The sequence below is a fragment of the Pseudomonas sp. 10S4 genome (genome assembly GCF_034344865.1).
GTDB lineage: Bacteria > Pseudomonadota > Gammaproteobacteria > Pseudomonadales > Pseudomonadaceae > Aquipseudomonas.
Genome location: NZ_CP133774.1, coordinates 4213804 through 4230114 on the forward strand (window position 1 = coordinate 4213804; position 16311 = coordinate 4230114).

At 53.6% G+C, this 16311-nt stretch carries 20 protein-coding genes, 1 tRNA gene and 1 pseudogene; 11 read left to right on the top strand and 11 right to left on the bottom strand.

Annotated elements, in window-relative coordinates; genetic code table 11:
• Positions 1-112 precede the first annotated feature (112 nt).
• Positions 113-189 (top strand) — tRNA-Val (locus RHM58_RS19635).
• A 97-nt stretch (positions 190-286) separates the two neighbouring features.
• Here the strand turns inward: RHM58_RS19635 and RHM58_RS19640 are convergent.
• The gene (locus RHM58_RS19640) at positions 287-643 is read right to left on the bottom strand and encodes an integrase (protein ID WP_322267916.1); all 357 of its coding nucleotides are present in this window, start codon (positions 641-643) and stop codon (positions 287-289) included.
• Between the two features lie 1772 nt (positions 644-2415).
• Between RHM58_RS19640 and RHM58_RS19645 the strand changes: the two genes are divergently transcribed.
• The 5 genes from RHM58_RS19645 to RHM58_RS19665 all read left to right on the top strand — a co-directional run bounded on the left by RHM58_RS19645 (position 2416) and on the right by RHM58_RS19665 (position 4696).
• On the top strand, positions 2416-3066 hold the full coding sequence (locus tag RHM58_RS19645; protein WP_322267917.1) for a hypothetical protein: 651 nt from the start codon (positions 2416-2418) through the stop codon (positions 3064-3066).
• 174 nt (positions 3067-3240) lie between these two features.
• A complete protein-coding gene (locus RHM58_RS19650; RefSeq protein WP_322267918.1) occupies positions 3241-3684 on the top strand; it encodes a hypothetical protein in 444 nt (147 codons plus the stop codon).
• Positions 3677-3856, top strand: coding sequence for a hypothetical protein (locus RHM58_RS19655; RefSeq protein ID WP_322267919.1), 180 nt, complete (start codon positions 3677-3679; stop codon positions 3854-3856). The genes RHM58_RS19650 and RHM58_RS19655 overlap by 8 nt, the downstream gene beginning before the upstream one ends.
• Before the next feature lie 85 nt (positions 3857-3941).
• Positions 3942-4121, top strand: coding sequence for a hypothetical protein (locus RHM58_RS19660; RefSeq protein WP_322267920.1), 180 nt, complete (start codon positions 3942-3944; stop codon positions 4119-4121).
• Positions 4100-4696 (top strand): acyltransferase family protein, encoded by a 597-nt coding sequence (locus RHM58_RS19665; RefSeq protein WP_322267921.1) that lies wholly within the window; start codon positions 4100-4102, stop codon positions 4694-4696. The genes RHM58_RS19660 and RHM58_RS19665 overlap by 22 nt, the downstream gene beginning before the upstream one ends.
• Before the next feature lie 526 nt (positions 4697-5222).
• On the opposite strand, the gene RHM58_RS19670 is transcribed toward RHM58_RS19665, so the two are convergent.
• Both RHM58_RS19670 and RHM58_RS19675 read right to left on the bottom strand, forming a co-directional pair.
• Complete coding sequence (locus RHM58_RS19670) at positions 5223-5603, bottom strand: hypothetical protein (protein WP_322267922.1); 381 nt, start codon at positions 5601-5603, stop codon at positions 5223-5225.
• Between the two features lie 196 nt (positions 5604-5799).
• A pseudogene (locus tag RHM58_RS19675) lies at positions 5800-5907 on the bottom strand (transposase domain-containing protein); the annotation flags it as partial.
• Between the two features lie 37 nt (positions 5908-5944).
• On the opposite strand from RHM58_RS19675, the gene tnpA reads away from it, so the two are divergent.
• The 4 genes from tnpA to RHM58_RS19695 all read left to right on the top strand — a co-directional run bounded on the left by tnpA (position 5945) and on the right by RHM58_RS19695 (position 8680).
• Positions 5945-6262: an IS66-like element accessory protein TnpA gene (tnpA, locus tag RHM58_RS19680; RefSeq protein ID WP_322267923.1), complete on the top strand. Its 318-nt coding sequence runs from the start codon at positions 5945-5947 to the stop codon at positions 6260-6262.
• A complete protein-coding gene (gene tnpB / locus RHM58_RS19685; protein ID WP_322267924.1) occupies positions 6259-6594 on the top strand; it encodes an IS66 family insertion sequence element accessory protein TnpB in 336 nt (111 codons plus the stop codon). Before tnpA ends, tnpB begins: the two co-directional genes overlap by 4 nt.
• Before the next feature lie 61 nt (positions 6595-6655).
• Positions 6656-8203: an IS66 family transposase gene (gene tnpC / locus RHM58_RS19690; RefSeq protein ID WP_322267925.1), complete on the top strand. Its 1548-nt coding sequence runs from the start codon at positions 6656-6658 to the stop codon at positions 8201-8203.
• Positions 8204-8272: 69 nt separating this feature from the next.
• On the top strand, positions 8273-8680 hold the full coding sequence (locus RHM58_RS19695; protein ID WP_030131260.1) for a DUF3224 domain-containing protein: 408 nt from the start codon (positions 8273-8275) through the stop codon (positions 8678-8680).
• A 161-nt stretch (positions 8681-8841) separates the two neighbouring features.
• Here RHM58_RS19695 and RHM58_RS19700 read toward each other — a convergent pair whose 3' ends face one another.
• The 3 genes from RHM58_RS19700 to RHM58_RS19710 form a co-directional block, all read right to left on the bottom strand.
• Positions 8842-9111, bottom strand: a complete 270-nt coding sequence (locus RHM58_RS19700; protein WP_322267926.1) for a hypothetical protein — start codon at positions 9109-9111, stop codon at positions 8842-8844.
• 257 nt (positions 9112-9368) lie between these two features.
• The gene (locus tag RHM58_RS19705; protein WP_322267927.1) at positions 9369-9995 is read right to left on the bottom strand and encodes an SGNH/GDSL hydrolase family protein; all 627 of its coding nucleotides are present in this window, start codon (positions 9993-9995) and stop codon (positions 9369-9371) included.
• 526 nt (positions 9996-10521) lie between these two features.
• Positions 10522-11094, bottom strand: coding sequence for a DJ-1/PfpI family protein (locus RHM58_RS19710; protein WP_322267928.1), 573 nt, complete (start codon positions 11092-11094; stop codon positions 10522-10524).
• A 588-nt stretch (positions 11095-11682) separates the two neighbouring features.
• Here RHM58_RS19710 and RHM58_RS19715 point away from each other — a divergent pair.
• Entirely contained in the window at positions 11683-12045 is a 363-nt protein-coding gene (locus tag RHM58_RS19715) for a DUF6124 family protein (RefSeq protein ID WP_201257322.1), read from the top strand.
• A gap of 154 nt (positions 12046-12199) precedes the next feature.
• Here RHM58_RS19715 and RHM58_RS19720 read toward each other — a convergent pair whose 3' ends face one another.
• The 5 genes from RHM58_RS19720 to RHM58_RS19740 form a co-directional block, all read right to left on the bottom strand.
• Entirely contained in the window at positions 12200-12514 is a 315-nt protein-coding gene (locus RHM58_RS19720) for a hypothetical protein (RefSeq protein ID WP_322267929.1), read from the bottom strand.
• Between the two features lie 364 nt (positions 12515-12878).
• Complete coding sequence (locus RHM58_RS19725; RefSeq protein ID WP_201257319.1) at positions 12879-13091, bottom strand: hypothetical protein; 213 nt, start codon at positions 13089-13091, stop codon at positions 12879-12881.
• Positions 13092-13220: 129 nt separating this feature from the next.
• A complete protein-coding gene (locus tag RHM58_RS19730; protein WP_201257318.1) occupies positions 13221-14624 on the bottom strand; it encodes a heavy metal sensor histidine kinase in 1404 nt (467 codons plus the stop codon).
• Complete coding sequence (locus tag RHM58_RS19735; protein WP_201257317.1) at positions 14621-15292, bottom strand: heavy metal response regulator transcription factor; 672 nt, start codon at positions 15290-15292, stop codon at positions 14621-14623. Before RHM58_RS19735 ends, RHM58_RS19730 begins: the two co-directional genes overlap by 4 nt.
• 101 nt (positions 15293-15393) lie before the next feature.
• Positions 15394-15651, bottom strand: coding sequence for a DUF2790 domain-containing protein (locus RHM58_RS19740; protein WP_201257316.1), 258 nt, complete (start codon positions 15649-15651; stop codon positions 15394-15396).
• Positions 15652-16311 lie beyond the last annotated feature (660 nt).

Sequence of the window (16311 nt, forward strand, 5' to 3'; positions counted from 1 at the left end):
ACCGGAAAATCTTCTTCGCAGCGGCAAAATTAAATATTTTGCATATTCATAGGGTTAGCTCAAAAAAGGTGTTGACACCCCTCCGGAATTCCGTAGAATGCCGCCTCACAGCAGGCACGTAGCTCAGTTGGTTAGAGCACCACCTTGACATGGTGGGGGTCGTTGGTTCGAGTCCAATCGCGCCTACCAAACAAAATCCGCTCTGCTGGGCGGTCTAGAAGGGCTCACCGAAAGGTGGGCCCTTTTTTGTTGTCTGCGATTTGTGAAGCTTTTGCAAAATCCTCGCTCAGAACGCCAATTCGGCGCGCAACTCCAGATACTCGATTTTCTTTTCGTCGTGCCCCTCTTGATTGTGCTTCGTCATCTTCTCGTCCGCATGCCCCATCAGCGCTTGAGTGAATTCCTGTGGGGGTTTCTGCTGCTCGTACAGCCAAGCACCCAAAGCGCGGATCTCGTGAAAAGTCGGGCGCTCGCCGGCCGGCACATTGTCGTAGGCGTGCGCCGCGTTCCGGGCCTTGGTGAGCTCCTTGGTCAGATAGTCCGGGGTCACTGACGTCCAGTGGTCCTTCGCGTCGATCTGTTCCCGGCGCCGAGCCTTTGGCTTGTAGTGGATCAGGTACGGCGAAACCAGTGGCGACCCCAAACATTCGCCTCGCGGTATCTATGATGTCTGGCGAGCCAACCATTTTATGGACAAGGCGGGGCTGCGATAACGGTAATTCCTGCAGACAGCCCCTGTATGGCGGGCGCAGGGATTCAGGTCTGGGCCGACGAACCGAACTACCGCGCACCTGAAAAGGTCTGGTCGCAATTGACTCCGTGGATGCTGCCATCAGGGCGGCGAACCTGGGATTCGCCGAACGCAGCCCCGACCATAAGTCCCTCACTCTGATCGCGCGCGTGGTCGCCCATCCACCACCTGCACTGTGGCGGGAGTGAGGCGCCTCCGCATGGGCTGCAATACTGTTCACTGAAGCATAAATCGAAAACCTCCGATTTACGGCTATACAGCAAAAGCCAAAAAAGCGCCGCTTTCCCATTCACGAATAAGCGGCGCTTTCCTTTTGCGCGTTGGTTTAGAAAAGGAGTTGAGCCGCAATCGCTAATTGCTTCAGTGTGCATCTGCACTAAGTCTGAAATGTCCTCTTGGGCTTTGCGCAGTTGCAGAGTCAGTTTCTGGAGTTCGTTTTCCAGCATACGGTTGTAGTGAGTGGCGGTTTCCAGTTCGGTCGGGCATCCAAGCCAGTCGCTGGCGTCTTCGATGTCGAGAGGGGTGGACGAGGGTGAGGCGACGATCTGTAGGGATTGGGGGGTGTACCGCCGGAGGCAGCGAGCTCGCGCGGGAATTTCTCCCCAAAACACGTGTGTTTGGGCCAATGTTTATTGGCCCATAAAGGCGCTTAAAGATTAGCATTTTAAATGCTGTAAACGTCTGTAGGTTTATGATAGGGGATATTCTTATTGTTAGATTACATCCCGCTCCGATACCGTAAAATTGGCGGATTGGTGTTTGTTCAAATCACAATCACGGCGGCAGGGATCGGAACTGGAGCTGGCTATATCAACGTCGTACTTCCGTTCACCGCGGCTGCTTTCGGATACCAGCTTTCCGGCAGGAATAACGTTCTGGGCAAGATACTGCAAGGCCAGATTCTGTCCGGTGGATCCAGCGTGAGGGTGTTCAACTACGACAATAACGTCCTACACCCTTAACGTCTGGTACGAGGCCGCTTAGCCAGGTATGCCGCTTGACGGATGGGTGTTTGATTTATTTTTTTCCCCACTACCTGTAAAGCGAGGGAGCGGATATTATCCGCTCGCTTTTCGCATGGAAGCATGTGAGCACTTCGCTCAGTGCATCATATTGGATGGGGGTTCTGTTGAACCTCTGAATAAAAAGAGAATAAACAAATGGTATCTGCTAGTAGCACCTCAATAGAGACTTTAAAGCCTCTTACGAGTTTGCGATTCTTTGCTGCACTCATGATTGTGATTTTGCATTCGTTAATGTTCTGGCCTTGGTTTTCCGGTGCTCCACAAATATTAACCCATGGAGTAAGTTTCTTTTTGTTCTTTCAGGGTTCATTCTTACGCACGTATATACGTCAAAAAAGGCAACTAGTTATTTTGGTTTTATCCGTGATCGCCTTTCGAGGCTTTGGCCTGTTCACCTGTTTGCCCTTTGTTTTTTGGTGTTGTTTGTTCGGTATGATTACGTCACATTTGACGGAGAGGGTTTTTTGACAGGTCTGTTCAGTTGGTCCTGAACTTAACTCTGATGCAGTCTATATTTCCATTTGAAAAAATAATGTTCTCTTGGAATTCAGTGTCGTGGAGTATTTCTACTGAGCTTTTTTCTATCTTGCATTTCCATTTCTGGTTATCGGAATTAAGAAAAACTGGCCGGTAAAGCTTTTGGCTTCAGCCATGGTTTCAGTTCTTTATGTGGTTGCCATGATGAAATTCGCAGAAACTTCAATAGGGAAAGACACCGGGGTCGTTATTACCTATGCAGCGTATGCCAATCCGATTTTTCGTGGGTTTGAGTTTTGCTTGGGTATGTCTCTATGGGTAGTTTGGGATAAGTACATTCGACACTACAATGCTTCATTCGCCTTTTGGAGCTTGGTTGAGTCTGCTGCTCTGATTTTTACGGTATGGTGGATTTTCTATGGGGCACAACTTTTCATTGGGTCCATATCGTCTTTTGTGCTTGCGAATATCATCACAAACAACATCGGTTCGTGCTGGGTCTTCGCGATTTTAATAGCCGCCGTCGCATCGGGCAGGGGAGTGGTTGGCCGGGTCCTGAGTAACCGCGTGCTGGTCTATCTCGGTGAAATCAGTTTTTCGATTTACATGCTGCATCTCGTCCTTATGAAAATCTTTGCGTTTTCGCTCGTTCCAGAAGTCCCGGTAACCCCGCTGATGTATTTCTCCACGCTTCTGTTCCTGGCATCCGGCAGCTATTTCATGATTGAGAAGCCTGCCCAGCGCCTGCTGAAGTCCCGGTCAAAATCTCGCAGCGAAGGGAAGACCTTTGCAGAGGCTCAGCTTGTCGGCTGATCACAAAGGCCTTCTTGCCGAGGGCCAGCGTTCCACAAAAAGTACATTGGTTAGTATGTCGGTTTGTTGTATGGCTCTATTTGCCCAGTAAATATTGGGGTTTTCTGGGCAAATTAGATTCCTGTGAGGGGACTCAACCACCAGGGGCGGGACGGAACTTCCGGATAAACCTGGATGCAATCGCCGTCGAATGTTCCGGCGGTGCTGCAAAGCAAGTACGGTTCCAATGTGGTAGTGGTGGACAAAGGCATCAGTGGGTTGAACATGCCGGAGGCTGCCATCGGTGCGGCCTCGGCGACGATGCCATTTACTCAAGCAATGGCGAGTTCTCCCGCGCACATTATCGGCATCAACCTTGCTGTCCACGACGCTAATCAGGCTTGGGAAAGCGACTATGTGGTCACCTATTACCTGAACCAGTTAATCGATGTTGCGCAAGCGGCTGGGAAATCCGTCTTTCTGGAAACCCCTAACCCGGTTAATACCCCGCTATATGACCGCATTTCACAGATCGCTTACATCATCCGTACGACGGTCCAAAGCCGTTCACTCACCCTCGCCGATCACCATCTGTGGATTCAAACCGGTCTTCCAAACTGGCAAGACTCTCTTGAGTGAGGCCAGTGATGTCACGTTCGACATGCGGGACGCCTTCATCACCGGGTCGTTGAATGAGGCCGACACAACAACCTTCAAGGACTATGCCACCTATAAGCTGGCGCTGAACAAGATCGATACCCAGCCTGGTCCCCCCAAAACAATTGAGTGGTCAAGCACCCCGAATGAATGATAACTACCCAGGATGCTGGCTGCATTTGTGGGCGGCCGGGTATCATGCGAACCCGTTTCGTATGATCTAAAACAAAGGCAGCATCATGGACCGTGCAGAAAAAAGCAAAGTAGAAGATCTTAAGTCACTTACAAGTTTGCGTTTTTTCGCTGCGATGATGATTGTAGTTCTGCACTCTCTATTATTTTGGCCTTGGTTCAAAGGTGCGCCGGTAACTCTAACAAGCGGCGTTAGTTTTTCTTTGTGCTTTCCGGGTTTATATTGAGTCATGTTTATTCTGTAAAAGGCATTAAAAGTTATTTTGGGTTTGTTAGGGATAGGGCTTCGAGAATATGGCCAATGCATATTTTTGCCCTTGTGTTGCTGTTCGTTTTTGTAAGAAGTGATGTGGCTACTTATGATGGTGTTGGTATATTCAGCAAGCTTTCTCAACTTCGCTTCAATGTTTTACTGCTGCAATCGATCACACCATTCGATACTATAATTTTCTCTTGGAACTCTGTGTCGTGGAGTATTTCGACCGAGCTTTTCTTTTATCTTGCATTCCCACTACTGCTTGTGAATATCAAGAGGACATGGTTCGTTAAGCTGGCATGCTCCGCCGCAATATCCATACTCTATGCCTGTCTAGCATTTGCCTTTATAGGTTTAGACGGTGGGGCGGGGAGCTTGATAACACCAAGTTCAGCTATTCATGCCAATCCTATTTTTCGGGGGTTCGAATTCTGTCTTGGGATTTCTTCATGGGTAATATGGGATAAATATATCAGGCGGTTGCAGTTGAATTTAATATTGTGGAGTATTGTTGAGGTGGCAGCAATAATAATGGTTGTTGCTTAGGTTGCCCTTTTTCATCAAATGCTTATTGCATGCTTTGATGATGAATCCCCTGCTAAGTTGATTTTTAGGATTCTTGGGTCATCATGGGTGTTTGCCATCCTGATTGTGGTATGTGCATCAGGTAAAGGCATCATAGGAAAGGTACTTGCTAATAAGGTGCTCGTATTTCTTGGTGAGATAAGCTTTGCTATCTACATGGTGCATATGATTTTTATGAAGTTCTTTGCGTTTTCGGCGGATTCTTACTATCAAGTCACGCCAGTTGTTTTTTTGGATCGCTTTTGATTTTTTCTGCTGGATGCCATTTTGTGATTGAGAGACCAATGCAAAGGCTGTTGAGGTCAAAGGCCGATGTCAAAAAACAACTGGCTATAAATACCATATAGGAAGAACAAAAAAGTACTTCAAATTGCCCGCCTTGAGCGGGCTTTTTATTGTCTGGAGAAAAGCATGGCGATAAATAAGCGTTCGGCGAAGTCACCTAGCCTGGTTGGCGGCATGGTGTGTTGGGCGGACGCTCACTTCGTTATCGCGCGAGAAAGCAGCCATAGTCGGTTGCATCCCAGTAGGAGGCCTCAGAGAAGCCGGGATGGGCTTCGCGGAATGCCAGCTCACGTTCAGCAAGATCGGGGACCTTTCCGAGAAATGCGTCACCCATATCATAAGCCGCATCGATCAAATGTGAGGCGTCGGACATTGCATCTTTGATCTCTGCATCGCTAAATGGTAAGTCGATTTCTGAAGCTGCAATCGGCTCTGGGAGCGGGTGCTGCCCATAACGTGTATGCCTTACGTTATATATCTGTATCAGAAATGCTGCGTCACGGGCGGACACGGAGAGCGCCTTCTCAATGACTGCTTCTCGCTGCTTGCGATTACTCTCGATTCTAAACAGTGCACTTTCCATGAGTTCCCCATTGGAGTTGTTGATCGCAAGACGGTCGATCGACGTCTTGATTTATTTAACGTCACGGATGCTTTTACTCAGGATTGGACTTTTCTCGAATACCGAGTATTCAGGCTAGCGCCGAAGATCGTAGCGAAGCGCGCTAATAATTTCCATTGAAGAGAATGCAAGCATCAGTCCTGCACACCTTGCGTGGCTAAACGGGCGCCCACTTATGCGGCAACAGCTCGGTAATTTCACTCGCCCGCTGCGTCGGCAGCCGCGCCAGAACGTCTTTCAAGTAAGCATATGGGTCATGCCCATTTTAAGCGGACGCGATCGCCCTTAACGTCAGGATTTCCATGCGCCAACGAAGCTCTTACCCGAAACCGTTCAAAGCCCAGGTTGTTCAGGAATGTCTGCAACCGGGCGCAACCCTATCCAGCGTTGCCATCAGCCACGGCATCAATGCCAACGTTATCCGCAAGTGGCTACCGCTTTATCGTGATCAGCTACCAGTGGCGTTGCCGGCTTTCGTTCCGTTGAAAGCTACGCCTAAACGGCAGGTGGAAGCGTTGGCGGCCATTGAGTTGCCGCTTGGCGAGCAATCAATCACAGTGAAATGGCCAACGTCCGATCCTGAAGGCTGCGCCCGCTTTGTCCGTGGACTCACTCAATGATTCGCATCGACGCCATCTGGCTCGCCACCGAGCCCATGGACATGCGTGCCGGCACTGAAACGGCGCTGGCCAGGGTGATCGCGGTGTTCGGTGCGGCGAAGCCGCACTGTGCTTATCTGTTCGCCAACCGCCGTGCCACTCGTATGAAAGTGCTGGTGCATGACGGGATTGGCGTCTGGCTGGCTGCTCGCCGGTTGAACCAAGGCAGGTTTCACTGGCCCTGTATTCGGAATGGCTGCGAGATGGAGCTTGATACCAAGCAACTTCAGGCCTTGGTGCTCGGTCTGCCTTGGCAACGCGTTGGGGCTGGCGGTGCAATCATACTGCTTTAACGCCCGCCATTAGCCCATTGGTCTATCGCCGCAAACGGCTTGCTCTGGCAAAGTTCGCGGCATGACTTCATCGCCCAATCTCGACCAAATGTCCCCTGACCAACTGCGTGCCCTCGCGGCGCAGTTGCTGTCCCAGGTTGATTCTCTCGGGCAGCAGGTCGACCGGATGGGCAAGAAGAACGACCGCGACCAAACCATCATCGAGCAGCTCACCCACGAAATCGCCTGGTTCAAACGTAATAAGTTTGCCAAGCGCAGTGAGCAATTGAGCCCTGCCCAAGGCGGCCTGCTCGACGATCTGCTCGGCACCGACATCGCGGCCATCGAAGCCGAGCTGAAGGCGTTGAATCCACCGGCTGCGCCGGCCGAACCATGCAAGCAGCCAAAGCGTGTTTCCTTGCCAGCGCAGTTTCCGCGTACCGTGATTTATCATGAACCCGACACCACCCAGTGCGCCTGCGGCTGCCAGCTCCAGCGCATCGGCGAAGACGTCAGCGAGAAGCTGGATTACATCCCGGGCGTGTTCACCGTCGGGCAGCATGTGCGCGGGAAATGGGTCTGCCGCAAATGTGAAACGCTGACTCAGGCTTCGGTTCCGGCCCAGGTAATCGACAAGGGCATCCCGACCGCTGGGCTGCTGGCTCACGTGATGGTGGCCAAATTCGCCGACCATTTGCCGCTGTATCGCCAAGAGAAAATCTTTGGCCGCGCCGGCCTGGCTATCGCCCGCTCGACACTGGCGCAGTGGGTCGGCCAAACCGGTGTGCAGCTCCAGCCCTTGGTCGATGCACTGAGCGAAACAGTGCTTGCTCAAGGCGTGATCCACGCTGACGAAACGCCGGTGCAGATGCTCGCACCGGGAGATAAGAAAACCCACCGTGCTTACGTCTGGGCCTACTGCACCACGCCTTTTTCGGCACTCAAAGCGGTGGTTTACGACTTCAGCCCAAGCCGTGCCGGCGAACATGCACGCAACTTTCTTGGCCAGTGGAATGGCAAGCTGGTTTGCGACGATTTCGCCGGCTACAAAGCCAGCTTCCAGCAAGGCATCACCGAAATCGGCTGCCTGGCCCACGCACGCCGCAAGTTTTTCGATCTGCACGCGACGAACAAAAGCCAACTAGCCGAACAGGCGCTGCACTCAATTGGCGGGTTGTACGAAATTGAACGGCAAGCGCGGGAGATGACCGACGAAGAACGCTGGCGAATACGCCAGGGAAAAGCGGCACCCCTTATCGACGCACTGCATACCTGGATGTTGGCCCAGCGCGATCTTGTGCCCGAAGGGTCGGCTATCGCCAAAGCGCTGGATTACAGCCTCAAACGCTGGACGGCACTGACTCGATATCTCGAGGACGGGGCTGTGCCCATAGATAATAACGCGGTCGAAAATCAGATAAGGCCGTGGGCACTTGGACGCTCGAACTGGTTGTTCGCCGGGTCGCTACGCAGCGGTAAGCGGGCAGCTGCGATCATGAGCTTGATCCAGTCAGCCCGCATGAATGGGCATGATCCTTATGCGTATCTCAAAGATGTGCTGACGCGCCTGCCGACGCAGCGAGCGAGTAAGATCGACCAACTGCTGCCCCAGCATTGGGTCTCGGTCTGACGTTCTCAACGTGAGGGTGCTCTTGCATTAGAATGACCGCTCAACTCATATGGAACAGGACTAATCCGAATGGAAGCGCGAGCCACTTTTTCCTCCAAGAATTTCAAACCAACTGACCTGACTCCCACGCCCGAAATTACAACAGGCTTACCAGTGTCGATCAGCTCCATGGAAAAGTCCTATACAGGAGCTATCGATGGTATTTCTTCAACAGCCTTTACTGCGGCGTTCGACCAAGCGTCCAGAAGGGGCAGCTACATCGCGATGGAGAGCTTCAAGGGTACGGTGAATGGGGTAGAGGGTTCCTTTAACTTCATTCATTCCGCCTCCACGACCGGAATTGATCGTGCAGATGAGTTTTTCTGCATAGTTGGAGGCAGTGGTACGGATGGTTTGAAAGGGATATCAGGGTCAGGAGGGATCACAATTGACATCGATGGAACGCACCATATTTGGTTGAATTACCACCTCGAATAATTTAACAAGCCGTAAAGGGCACCGCCCCTGACGCATCAGGGAGGTGTCTTCGCTAGGTGCTTACGAAGAAAAACCCCATGGGTCTGGTGAACAATGGGGTTTTGAGTGGCGGCAGATCCGTAGCGTTGAGGGTGGCCCGCGCGCTATGACGAGTCTTTGGTTTAGAGGTATTTCACTTCTATCGTGACATGGCCGTCGAGAGGCACCTCGTTCGATAAATCAAGTACATCGGCACGAGCTATACGAGTGGATACTTCAAGACCTTTGGGTAGCGACTTTAACGGTGTTGCGTCAGAGTCATCAGGAATTAAGTACGGAAAACTCTCATCCGGCATTTCAGGTATTGCCTCGGATTCTCTTCCTGCCATTTGTACAAAAAGAAGCACCGCGCCGTCACCGTAGTTGCCTTGATCCTTGCGCTTACTGTTCATAAAACACACCTCCCTGGCTGGAATGGAAAGCGTAGCAGGGTGGGGTTGCATTCTTTTGCCCACTCATCGAATGGGCAGAGGTGAGGCTGGCTAAGCCTCCGTCGCACGGGATATCCGTCTCAACGTCGCCGCAGCGGGTTTCGTTTCGGCTGCCCAGTGCTCCCCGGCATCCATCAAGGAGGCATAACCAGCATCCGCATTGGCGCTGGTCATCGCGGTGTAACCAGGGACGAATACCGGCTCAATCGCTTTGTAGCTTAGGGCAGCAGCCCCTCCAGGATACCGGCGGCGACCGAACCCTTGACGCTATAGAGCGTGTTCCCTGGATGACCGTTATCCGCCATCAGGTTGCGCCAGTTCGGCTGATGGTCGTAAATCACCCCGTAGTAGTCGATCAGCGGAATGTTGAACCATGAAGCAAAGCTTTTGATCGCCACTTGAATGTTGGCAAGCTGCGGTAAGTTTGGATGGTTGATCGGGTTTGGTGTGCAGATAACCAAGGTCTTTGCGTGTTTGTCGAACACCTCCTTGATCTTCTGCAGGTACCATCCGAAGTCCGCGGCACTGGTCGACTTGGTCGCGTCGTTGATCCCGATTTCCAGTACGCCAATATCCATGGACTGATATTCAGGCGTGAGCAGGCGCGCCTCCATCGACGGCATTAACGGTTTTGTCGGCGTTGCGGGTGAACCGCTATACCAGTCGGCGATGGCACTGGAGCTTGTCCCGTCGTTGACGCTGGTCACCGCAGACTCGCCGAACTTTGCCTTGAGCAGTCTGGTGGCGGTGAATACCGTATTGTCGGGCGCAACTACCCAGCGCTCATCGGGAAGTTTGGTGGCGCCAATCGTTGTCGAGTCGCCCATCCATCTGATCGTTTTCATGATGCAAGCTCCACCGCATCGGCTGCGACATCGAAGGTTTGCGCAGCCAGGTGAAAGTCGACGAGAACGCAGTGCATCGTGCGGTCGGTTGAGAAGGGGGCTGCGGTGGTTGGAGCTTCTGTGGACATGTGAATCCTGAGCCGGGCCGTAACCGGGCGGTTGATAGGGTTTCAAGTTGGGGGTGAGGCGAGAGAAAGTCGCTTCTTGTGCCACGGCTTGACATAAGTTTCAACCGTCGATGGTTTAGAGTCAGCTTCGAAGCTGGGTCCAATGTGTGTTTCTGGGCGGGAGGCTATGACTTCTGACCGGCTGGAGGCCGTATAAATTTGAGAGCGCGGTGAGGTCTCAGGACTGGCAAATCCTGCTTTCGCAAGACTCACCAGCCTTTGGCACGGTCTACGAGTGCAGAAAGGTGACGGATCTGTTTTTCATAGGTCCAACTCTTAAATAAATCCGTCACCTTTTTGCTTTGGATACGAGCGGGAGCTGATTACAGCCGTTGGTGTGCTGCCGAAGTACACAATGTCTAGACGGGTTGGCGATGCTCCGCAGCGTGCATTGCCAGGTAGGCTTTGAGATTTTCGTCGCCTATGCCCAAGGTGCATAAGATTTTAGCCATGAAACTAACCGGTGCAGTACCTGGAGCGGTAATTACGCGCTTATCGGCTACGGCATAGGGGACATCCTGATAGTAAGCCGCTCCACCATAATTCAGTTTCGATAGGTTCTCTGCTGAGTTGGACGTATGACGGAGGTTATCGAGAATGCCCGATTGGGCTAACACACGGGTACCGTCGCATATGCCCGCGACGATGGTGTGTCTTTCATAGGCCGTGCTAACCAGGGCAGTGATGTTAGGGGCCTGATCGGTCTGCCAGAGAGTACCTCCACATATTATTAGCAGGTCGAGTTCATCGAGCGCGATGTCCTCGATCGCTAACTGCGGGGTGACGATCATGCCTCCTGAAGAGGTGACAGGCGTGCCTTTGGGGGTAGCGAAGCGTGTATCAAAGCCGTAATAGGCTCGGCCAGCGGAGTTGATCAGGGCGGTTTCCCAATCTGAAAAGTTCTCAGTGATAATGGTAATGGCACGTGTCATTAGAGAATCCTTCTCTTATTGTGTAGATAAACGTCTGAGGGATCGTCTTTCCCCACATGAACCTGAAGAGTAACAAACACGACCGTCAGTTTCTGTCAGTAGTATTTGGTAGCGCAGGGGGATGGTAGTCGGCGTGATGACAAACGCGGACCGGCCGGTATCTTCGTCGGTGGGCCCTTGGTCGCGGCCAGCCCAAAAAACGGTCAGACGTTTTCTTGTTTTTTGAGTCTTGTTTAACCGTTGTGATTCGCGTGTTTAAAGACACTCCGTGTAACGCCCTAAAGGCTACAAAACCTTGCGCCTTTACCTACGCGTGCGCCAGAATCCGCCGGCTTGTGCCTCTTGTGCCTGGGCTCTATCGTTTGCCTGCCACTGCCCATCAGTGGTCGGGTTTAGTAGCTCGGTTTCCTAGCAGGTGCATACGCACCTATCAATCAGGCGTTCGTTTGCCTGCACTTGATGGTGGCTGTGCGCAGGGCGCTCTAGGGCGCGCCGGATTGCTAGGTCCCCGGTCTACTAACCTGCAAACAGCCGCCACCCTTACGTTTAGTAGCAAGAGAGTTGCGGCCTCATTTGAGGACCTAGCTTATGTTCAAAGTTACACCTAATCCCCCGGAAATAGATCCAGTACCCCACGACGCCTCCTTCGACCCCAAAAAGCTCAAAGAGGCAGCCGACCGCGCGCTCAATTTCTACCTCAACCCCGGGGCGCTGAAAGAGCCGATACCGCCCCGCAAGCCCGGCATCATCTTCCTCATCGATCCAGCGGTAGATGACGAAACGCTGCTAGTCCAAACTTGCGAATCGTTGGCTTCAGCCAGCGACATGGCGAGTGAGATCGCCGGCTTAATGGACGGGCCGCAGCGCAACAAAATGCTGTTGCTGCAACAGGCGATCATGTTGAGTGAGTTAGCGGTCAATCGAGTGCTGGATAACCACAAGCCTGGGTAGTTGCCAGGCGCTGTAGCGAGGGGATTGCCCCCTCGTTGCAGGATTTTGACTGTTGTCGCCTACCTGCAAAACCCTCAGCCCCACTGTGATTTGAATGCAACTGGCAAATCCCGCTCGCGCAGGACTCACCAGCCTTCCGCACCAGCGAGAGGGATTAAGCCTTGGTGTTGATGATCTCGCCCGTTATCTGCCCGTTACCATTCACAACGCCAGTCTTCGGCGCCGGAGCGTTCGCAGGTTGATGATGGTGCTTTTGCATCAAACGCTGAGCTTGATGATCACCATGCCCCGCCTCTTGAGCGGTTTGTGCTGCAGTTTCGTTAGCTTCTTTCAGGGCTGCCGTAACGGTGCTCGTCGTGGTGGCGACGGGGGCGGTGCTCTGGCTTTCTTTCGCCGCAGGCTGACTTTGGGCAGAACTTTGCCCGTTGATCGTCACTGGGTTTGACGCGGATACGGCTCCGATGGACATAGATAGCTCTCGACTGATTGGATTGCACAGGTGTTTTTAATCATTGCGATTACATCAACGTTACCCGTTAAGTCCTTGCCCGCAGGGCTGTTTTTGCCTGGCCCTCCTCGATATCAACCCATGGCGGCGCCTAGGGTAGGCGCGCAGTTGTAGGGCCCTTGTCAGATAAAGGTGAAAGCTTCGTGGTTTCGCGACGAGACGGTAATTTTGGCCCATGCATGAGCGTCGGTTGTCGTGTTAAAGGTTTTGCAGGTAAGCCCGGAGTCGGCTCCAGATTTTTCAGGCGGGGGTGTAGGCAGGTACCACAGTCCGATATTTTTCCGCGTCGGACCCGCGCGGTAGAACAAGGCGACTGAGGTCGGCCTTACTTGGCGTTCAACTTTTTCAGTTCTTCATAAGTCGCCGACTGTACAAACCAGAAGCCGGAAACAATGCACCACGTCAGGGTGCCAGCAATGAAAACGCCTGCCCCGGACCAGAAGCCCTGAACGAACACCATCACCACTGCCATGATCCAGATAACGGCCAGCGCGACATACAGAACTACGTTGTTTACGCCAATTACGAACTCTTTCACGTCTATTCCCTTTTGAATGATTGTCCTCTGGCGCCTTACGCAAGGACCAGTGGGCGGCATGATAGGGAGATAGCTGGCGGGTCACCAGTCAAGTCACGGCTTGTTACTCAAATCAACGAACAAGCACGTTCACCTCTCTAACACCCGCCCCGGAAAAAACAATTCAAAACACGTCACACCCTTTTCACTGGTGACGCCATACCGACCGCTGTGTAACTGCATGATCGTCGCCACAATCGACAACCCCAATCCATTCGATTGTGCTGACCGTTCCCGTGACTCGTCCACCCGATAAAACCGATCAAACAGTTTTGGCAGATGCTCTGGCGCTATGGTCGCGCCGTGGTTACTCACCCGCAGGTTGATCCCATCGGAGGAGGGCGTTGCACTGACAACCAGCTCCGAATCCGGCGCACCATACTTGATGGCGTTCGAGCACAGGTTGGCCAACGCCCGCCGCAGCAACATCGGCTCGGCCCAGATCACGCCGCTGCCGTGGGCATTGATGCTGATCCCGACATCCGCCGCCAGCCCTTCAAAGTAATCGGCCATGCGCTCCACTTCGTCCGCGGCGTCCAGCTCCTGGCGTTGGCGCAGGGCGCTGGCCGGGTCGGTTCGGGCCAGGAACAGCATGTTGTCGAGCATGCGCGCCAGCCGTTCGAGTTCTTCGACGTTGGAGGCGAGCAGTTGTTGGTAGGCTTCGACGCTGCGGTTTTGCTGGAGGGCGACTTGGGTTTCGCCGAGCAGGTTGTTGATTGGGGTGCGCAGTTCGTGGGCCATGTCGGTGGAGACCTGGCCAAGTTGGATGAAACCTTTGGCGAGGCGCTCGAGTACGCCGTTGAAAGCGTCGATCATCGGCAGCACTTCCAGCGGCGCACCCTGGCTGTCGAGGCGTTCGGTGAGGTTGCCGACGCCGATGCCCTGAGCGTGTTTGGCCAGCCGCCGCAATGGCAGCAGCCCGCGATAGAGCAGCAGATAACCGCTCAACGCCAGCAGGATCGCCGCCAGGCTGGCCAGGATGTAAACGCGCAGTCGGTAATTGGCGAGCACGCTGGTGCGTTCGGTCATCAACCGCCCGGCCACCACTTGCAGGCTGCCGAGGTCGCCCGAGTCGATGGTCGCTGCCAGCGCCGCGAAGGGCACGCCGTCCACGCCGGGAAAGTGCTGCACGTCGGTGAGGACCAGCGGATGGTCCATTGTCACCGGCGACAAGGTCGGCATCTCGAGGTTGCCGGGGTTGACCACCAGCAACGGCTTTTGCCCTGGCGCACCAATCATCAGCAGGGATTCACGGTTGCCCAACATGTTCTGGAACAGCGCCGGTTTGCTCTTGATCAGGTCCAGAGTGTTGCTGTCATTAAGGAAGGTGCGCAGTTGATCAATGCGATTGACCAGCGCGGCATCGTCCCGGCGGATCAACTCACGCTCCAACTCGCGATACAAACACACGCCCAGCGTGGCCAGAGAGGCAAATGCCAGCAGGGCAAAGAGCAACGCCAGGCGCAGGGTCAGGGAATGCGGTCGACTGTTCATGGCTGCGTATCAAAGCGATAGCCGATACCACGCACGCTGTGGATCAACTTGAGCTGGAATGGGTCGTCGACTTTCAATCGCAGCCGTCGCACGGCGACGTCCACTACATTGGTGTCGCTGTCGAAGTTCATGTCCCACACCCGCGAGGCAATCAGCGAGCGCGACAGCACTTGGTCCTGATGCGTGGCGAACAAATGCAGCAGGGCGAATTCTTTGTTGGTCAGGGTGATCCGCACGCCAGCGCGGGTGACTCGGCGTTTGAGTACGTCGATTTGCAGGTCGGCAATTTGTAGCTGCTCTTCTTCCCGGGACGGGCCGCGTCGGGTCAGGGTGCGCAGGCGCGCCACCAGTTCGGCGAAGGAGAACGGTTTGATCAGGTAATCGTCGGCGCCCAGTTCCAGGCCCTTGATGCGGTCGGCGATGTCGTCGCGAGCACTGAGGAACAGCACCGGCGTATCGGCTTCCTTGCGCAAGCGCCGCAGGACTTCCCAGCCGTCCATTTTCGGCATCATGACATCGAGCACGATGACGTCGAACGAGGTTTCCAGGGCCAGGTGCAGGCCGTCCACGCCATTGCGCGCCAGGCTGACCGAGTAACCGAGTTCCTGCAGGCCGTTGAGCAGGTAATTGCCTGCCTTGGGCTCGTCTTCAACGACAAGGATGTTCATGGTCGGTTTCCGTAAGAAATCATTGCGCCGTGAAGGGCGTGAGCCAGTGTAGCCCGATCAATTGCTGATGACGCGGGCTACACGCGGCTGGCGACTCATCATCAATGATCATTCGTGCAACCGGAACCTTCAACCTGGTAATCCAGCACATGCTCCTGACCCTTGTGGTCCAGGTAATCGAGTCGCGCAGGAATGATGCCGCACTCTTGCGAGATGTCAGTGGTGGACAGGACTTTGTCGACGTCCAGGTGTACGAAGAAACCGGTCTTGTCATGAATCACCGGCGCCTGCGGCTGAGTGTCGGCAAAGGCTGAACCGGTGGCGAGGAGGGCGGCGAAACCGAGGATTAACATTTTCATGATGTGGTTCTCTCTAAAGTCTGGGGCGGTGGCTGCCAGTTATCTGGTCAGTGGGCTCAGGTTACTGAGGTGATCCGGACAGCCGACCAACAGTTGAATGACAAAGTTGTAATCAAAAACGAATGGGGATTTATGGCTGGCGGCCGGAGGCTTCGAGGATCATTTGGCGATCGGCTTCGCTGTTCGTGGCGGCGCTGAGTGGTCAACCGGAGTCATTCGGTTCCATCGAAAAATTGAGTAACGCTCTGAAAGTTTTTTGTCAGCCGGTGATCAGTCGCCAAAGGAAGGCAGGCCGGGGCTTGATCGCCGTGCGCTGCGTCACACAATGGCGCGGCGATAAATCCAATCTCTGACGGAATCAACATTCATCGGGAACTTTCCGAGAAATACTTGTCTTTCTTTCGAGAGAATAAAAACGGCCCTGAGCTGAAAGTCCTCCAGGGAAGAAAGCAACTCGTACAGAGGAGTAAGACTTTGAGAATACAGTTGACATGTATAACTTCGAATGTATCCTCGTGTTCAATTCCGACAATGAGGCCGACGGCTTTGTTTGTTGAGAATGTTCATTGGCGGACCACCCGGTATGACCCGTCAGATAATTGAAATGAAGTTTAAGTAAGCTCGCTTGGTTTTCCAGGCCTGCGATATTTACCTGCGCTT

What these genes read in the sequence shown, in the direction of transcription:
- RHM58_RS19650 (WP_322267918.1), top strand. Translation starts at nt 3,241, where the DNA reads ATGCAATCGCCGTCGAATGTTCCGGCGGTGCTGCAAAGCAAGTACGGT.
- RHM58_RS19660 (WP_322267920.1), top strand. Translation starts at nt 3,942, where the DNA reads ATGGACCGTGCAGAAAAAAGCAAAGTAGAAGATCTTAAGTCACTTACA.
- RHM58_RS19670 (WP_322267922.1), bottom strand. Translation starts at nt 5,603, where the DNA reads ATGGAAAGTGCACTGTTTAGAATCGAGAGTAATCGCAAGCAGCGAGAA.
- tnpA (WP_322267923.1), top strand. Translation starts at nt 5,945, where the DNA reads ATGCGCCAACGAAGCTCTTACCCGAAACCGTTCAAAGCCCAGGTTGTT.
- tnpB (WP_322267924.1), top strand. Translation starts at nt 6,259, where the DNA reads ATGATTCGCATCGACGCCATCTGGCTCGCCACCGAGCCCATGGACATG.
- tnpC (WP_322267925.1), top strand. Translation starts at nt 6,656, where the DNA reads ATGACTTCATCGCCCAATCTCGACCAAATGTCCCCTGACCAACTGCGT.
- RHM58_RS19695 (WP_030131260.1), top strand. Translation starts at nt 8,273, where the DNA reads ATGGAAGCGCGAGCCACTTTTTCCTCCAAGAATTTCAAACCAACTGAC.
- RHM58_RS19700 (WP_322267926.1), bottom strand. Translation starts at nt 9,111, where the DNA reads ATGAACAGTAAGCGCAAGGATCAAGGCAACTACGGTGACGGCGCGGTG.
- RHM58_RS19705 (WP_322267927.1), bottom strand. Translation starts at nt 9,995, where the DNA reads ATGAAAACGATCAGATGGATGGGCGACTCGACAACGATTGGCGCCACC.
- RHM58_RS19710 (WP_322267928.1), bottom strand. Translation starts at nt 11,094, where the DNA reads ATGACACGTGCCATTACCATTATCACTGAGAACTTTTCAGATTGGGAA.
- RHM58_RS19715 (WP_201257322.1), top strand. Translation starts at nt 11,683, where the DNA reads ATGTTCAAAGTTACACCTAATCCCCCGGAAATAGATCCAGTACCCCAC.
- RHM58_RS19720 (WP_322267929.1), bottom strand. Translation starts at nt 12,514, where the DNA reads ATGTCCATCGGAGCCGTATCCGCGTCAAACCCAGTGACGATCAACGGG.
- RHM58_RS19730 (WP_201257318.1), bottom strand. Translation starts at nt 14,624, where the DNA reads ATGAACAGTCGACCGCATTCCCTGACCCTGCGCCTGGCGTTGCTCTTT.
- RHM58_RS19735 (WP_201257317.1), bottom strand. Translation starts at nt 15,292, where the DNA reads ATGAACATCCTTGTCGTTGAAGACGAGCCCAAGGCAGGCAATTACCTG.
- RHM58_RS19740 (WP_201257316.1), bottom strand. Translation starts at nt 15,651, where the DNA reads ATGAAAATGTTAATCCTCGGTTTCGCCGCCCTCCTCGCCACCGGTTCA.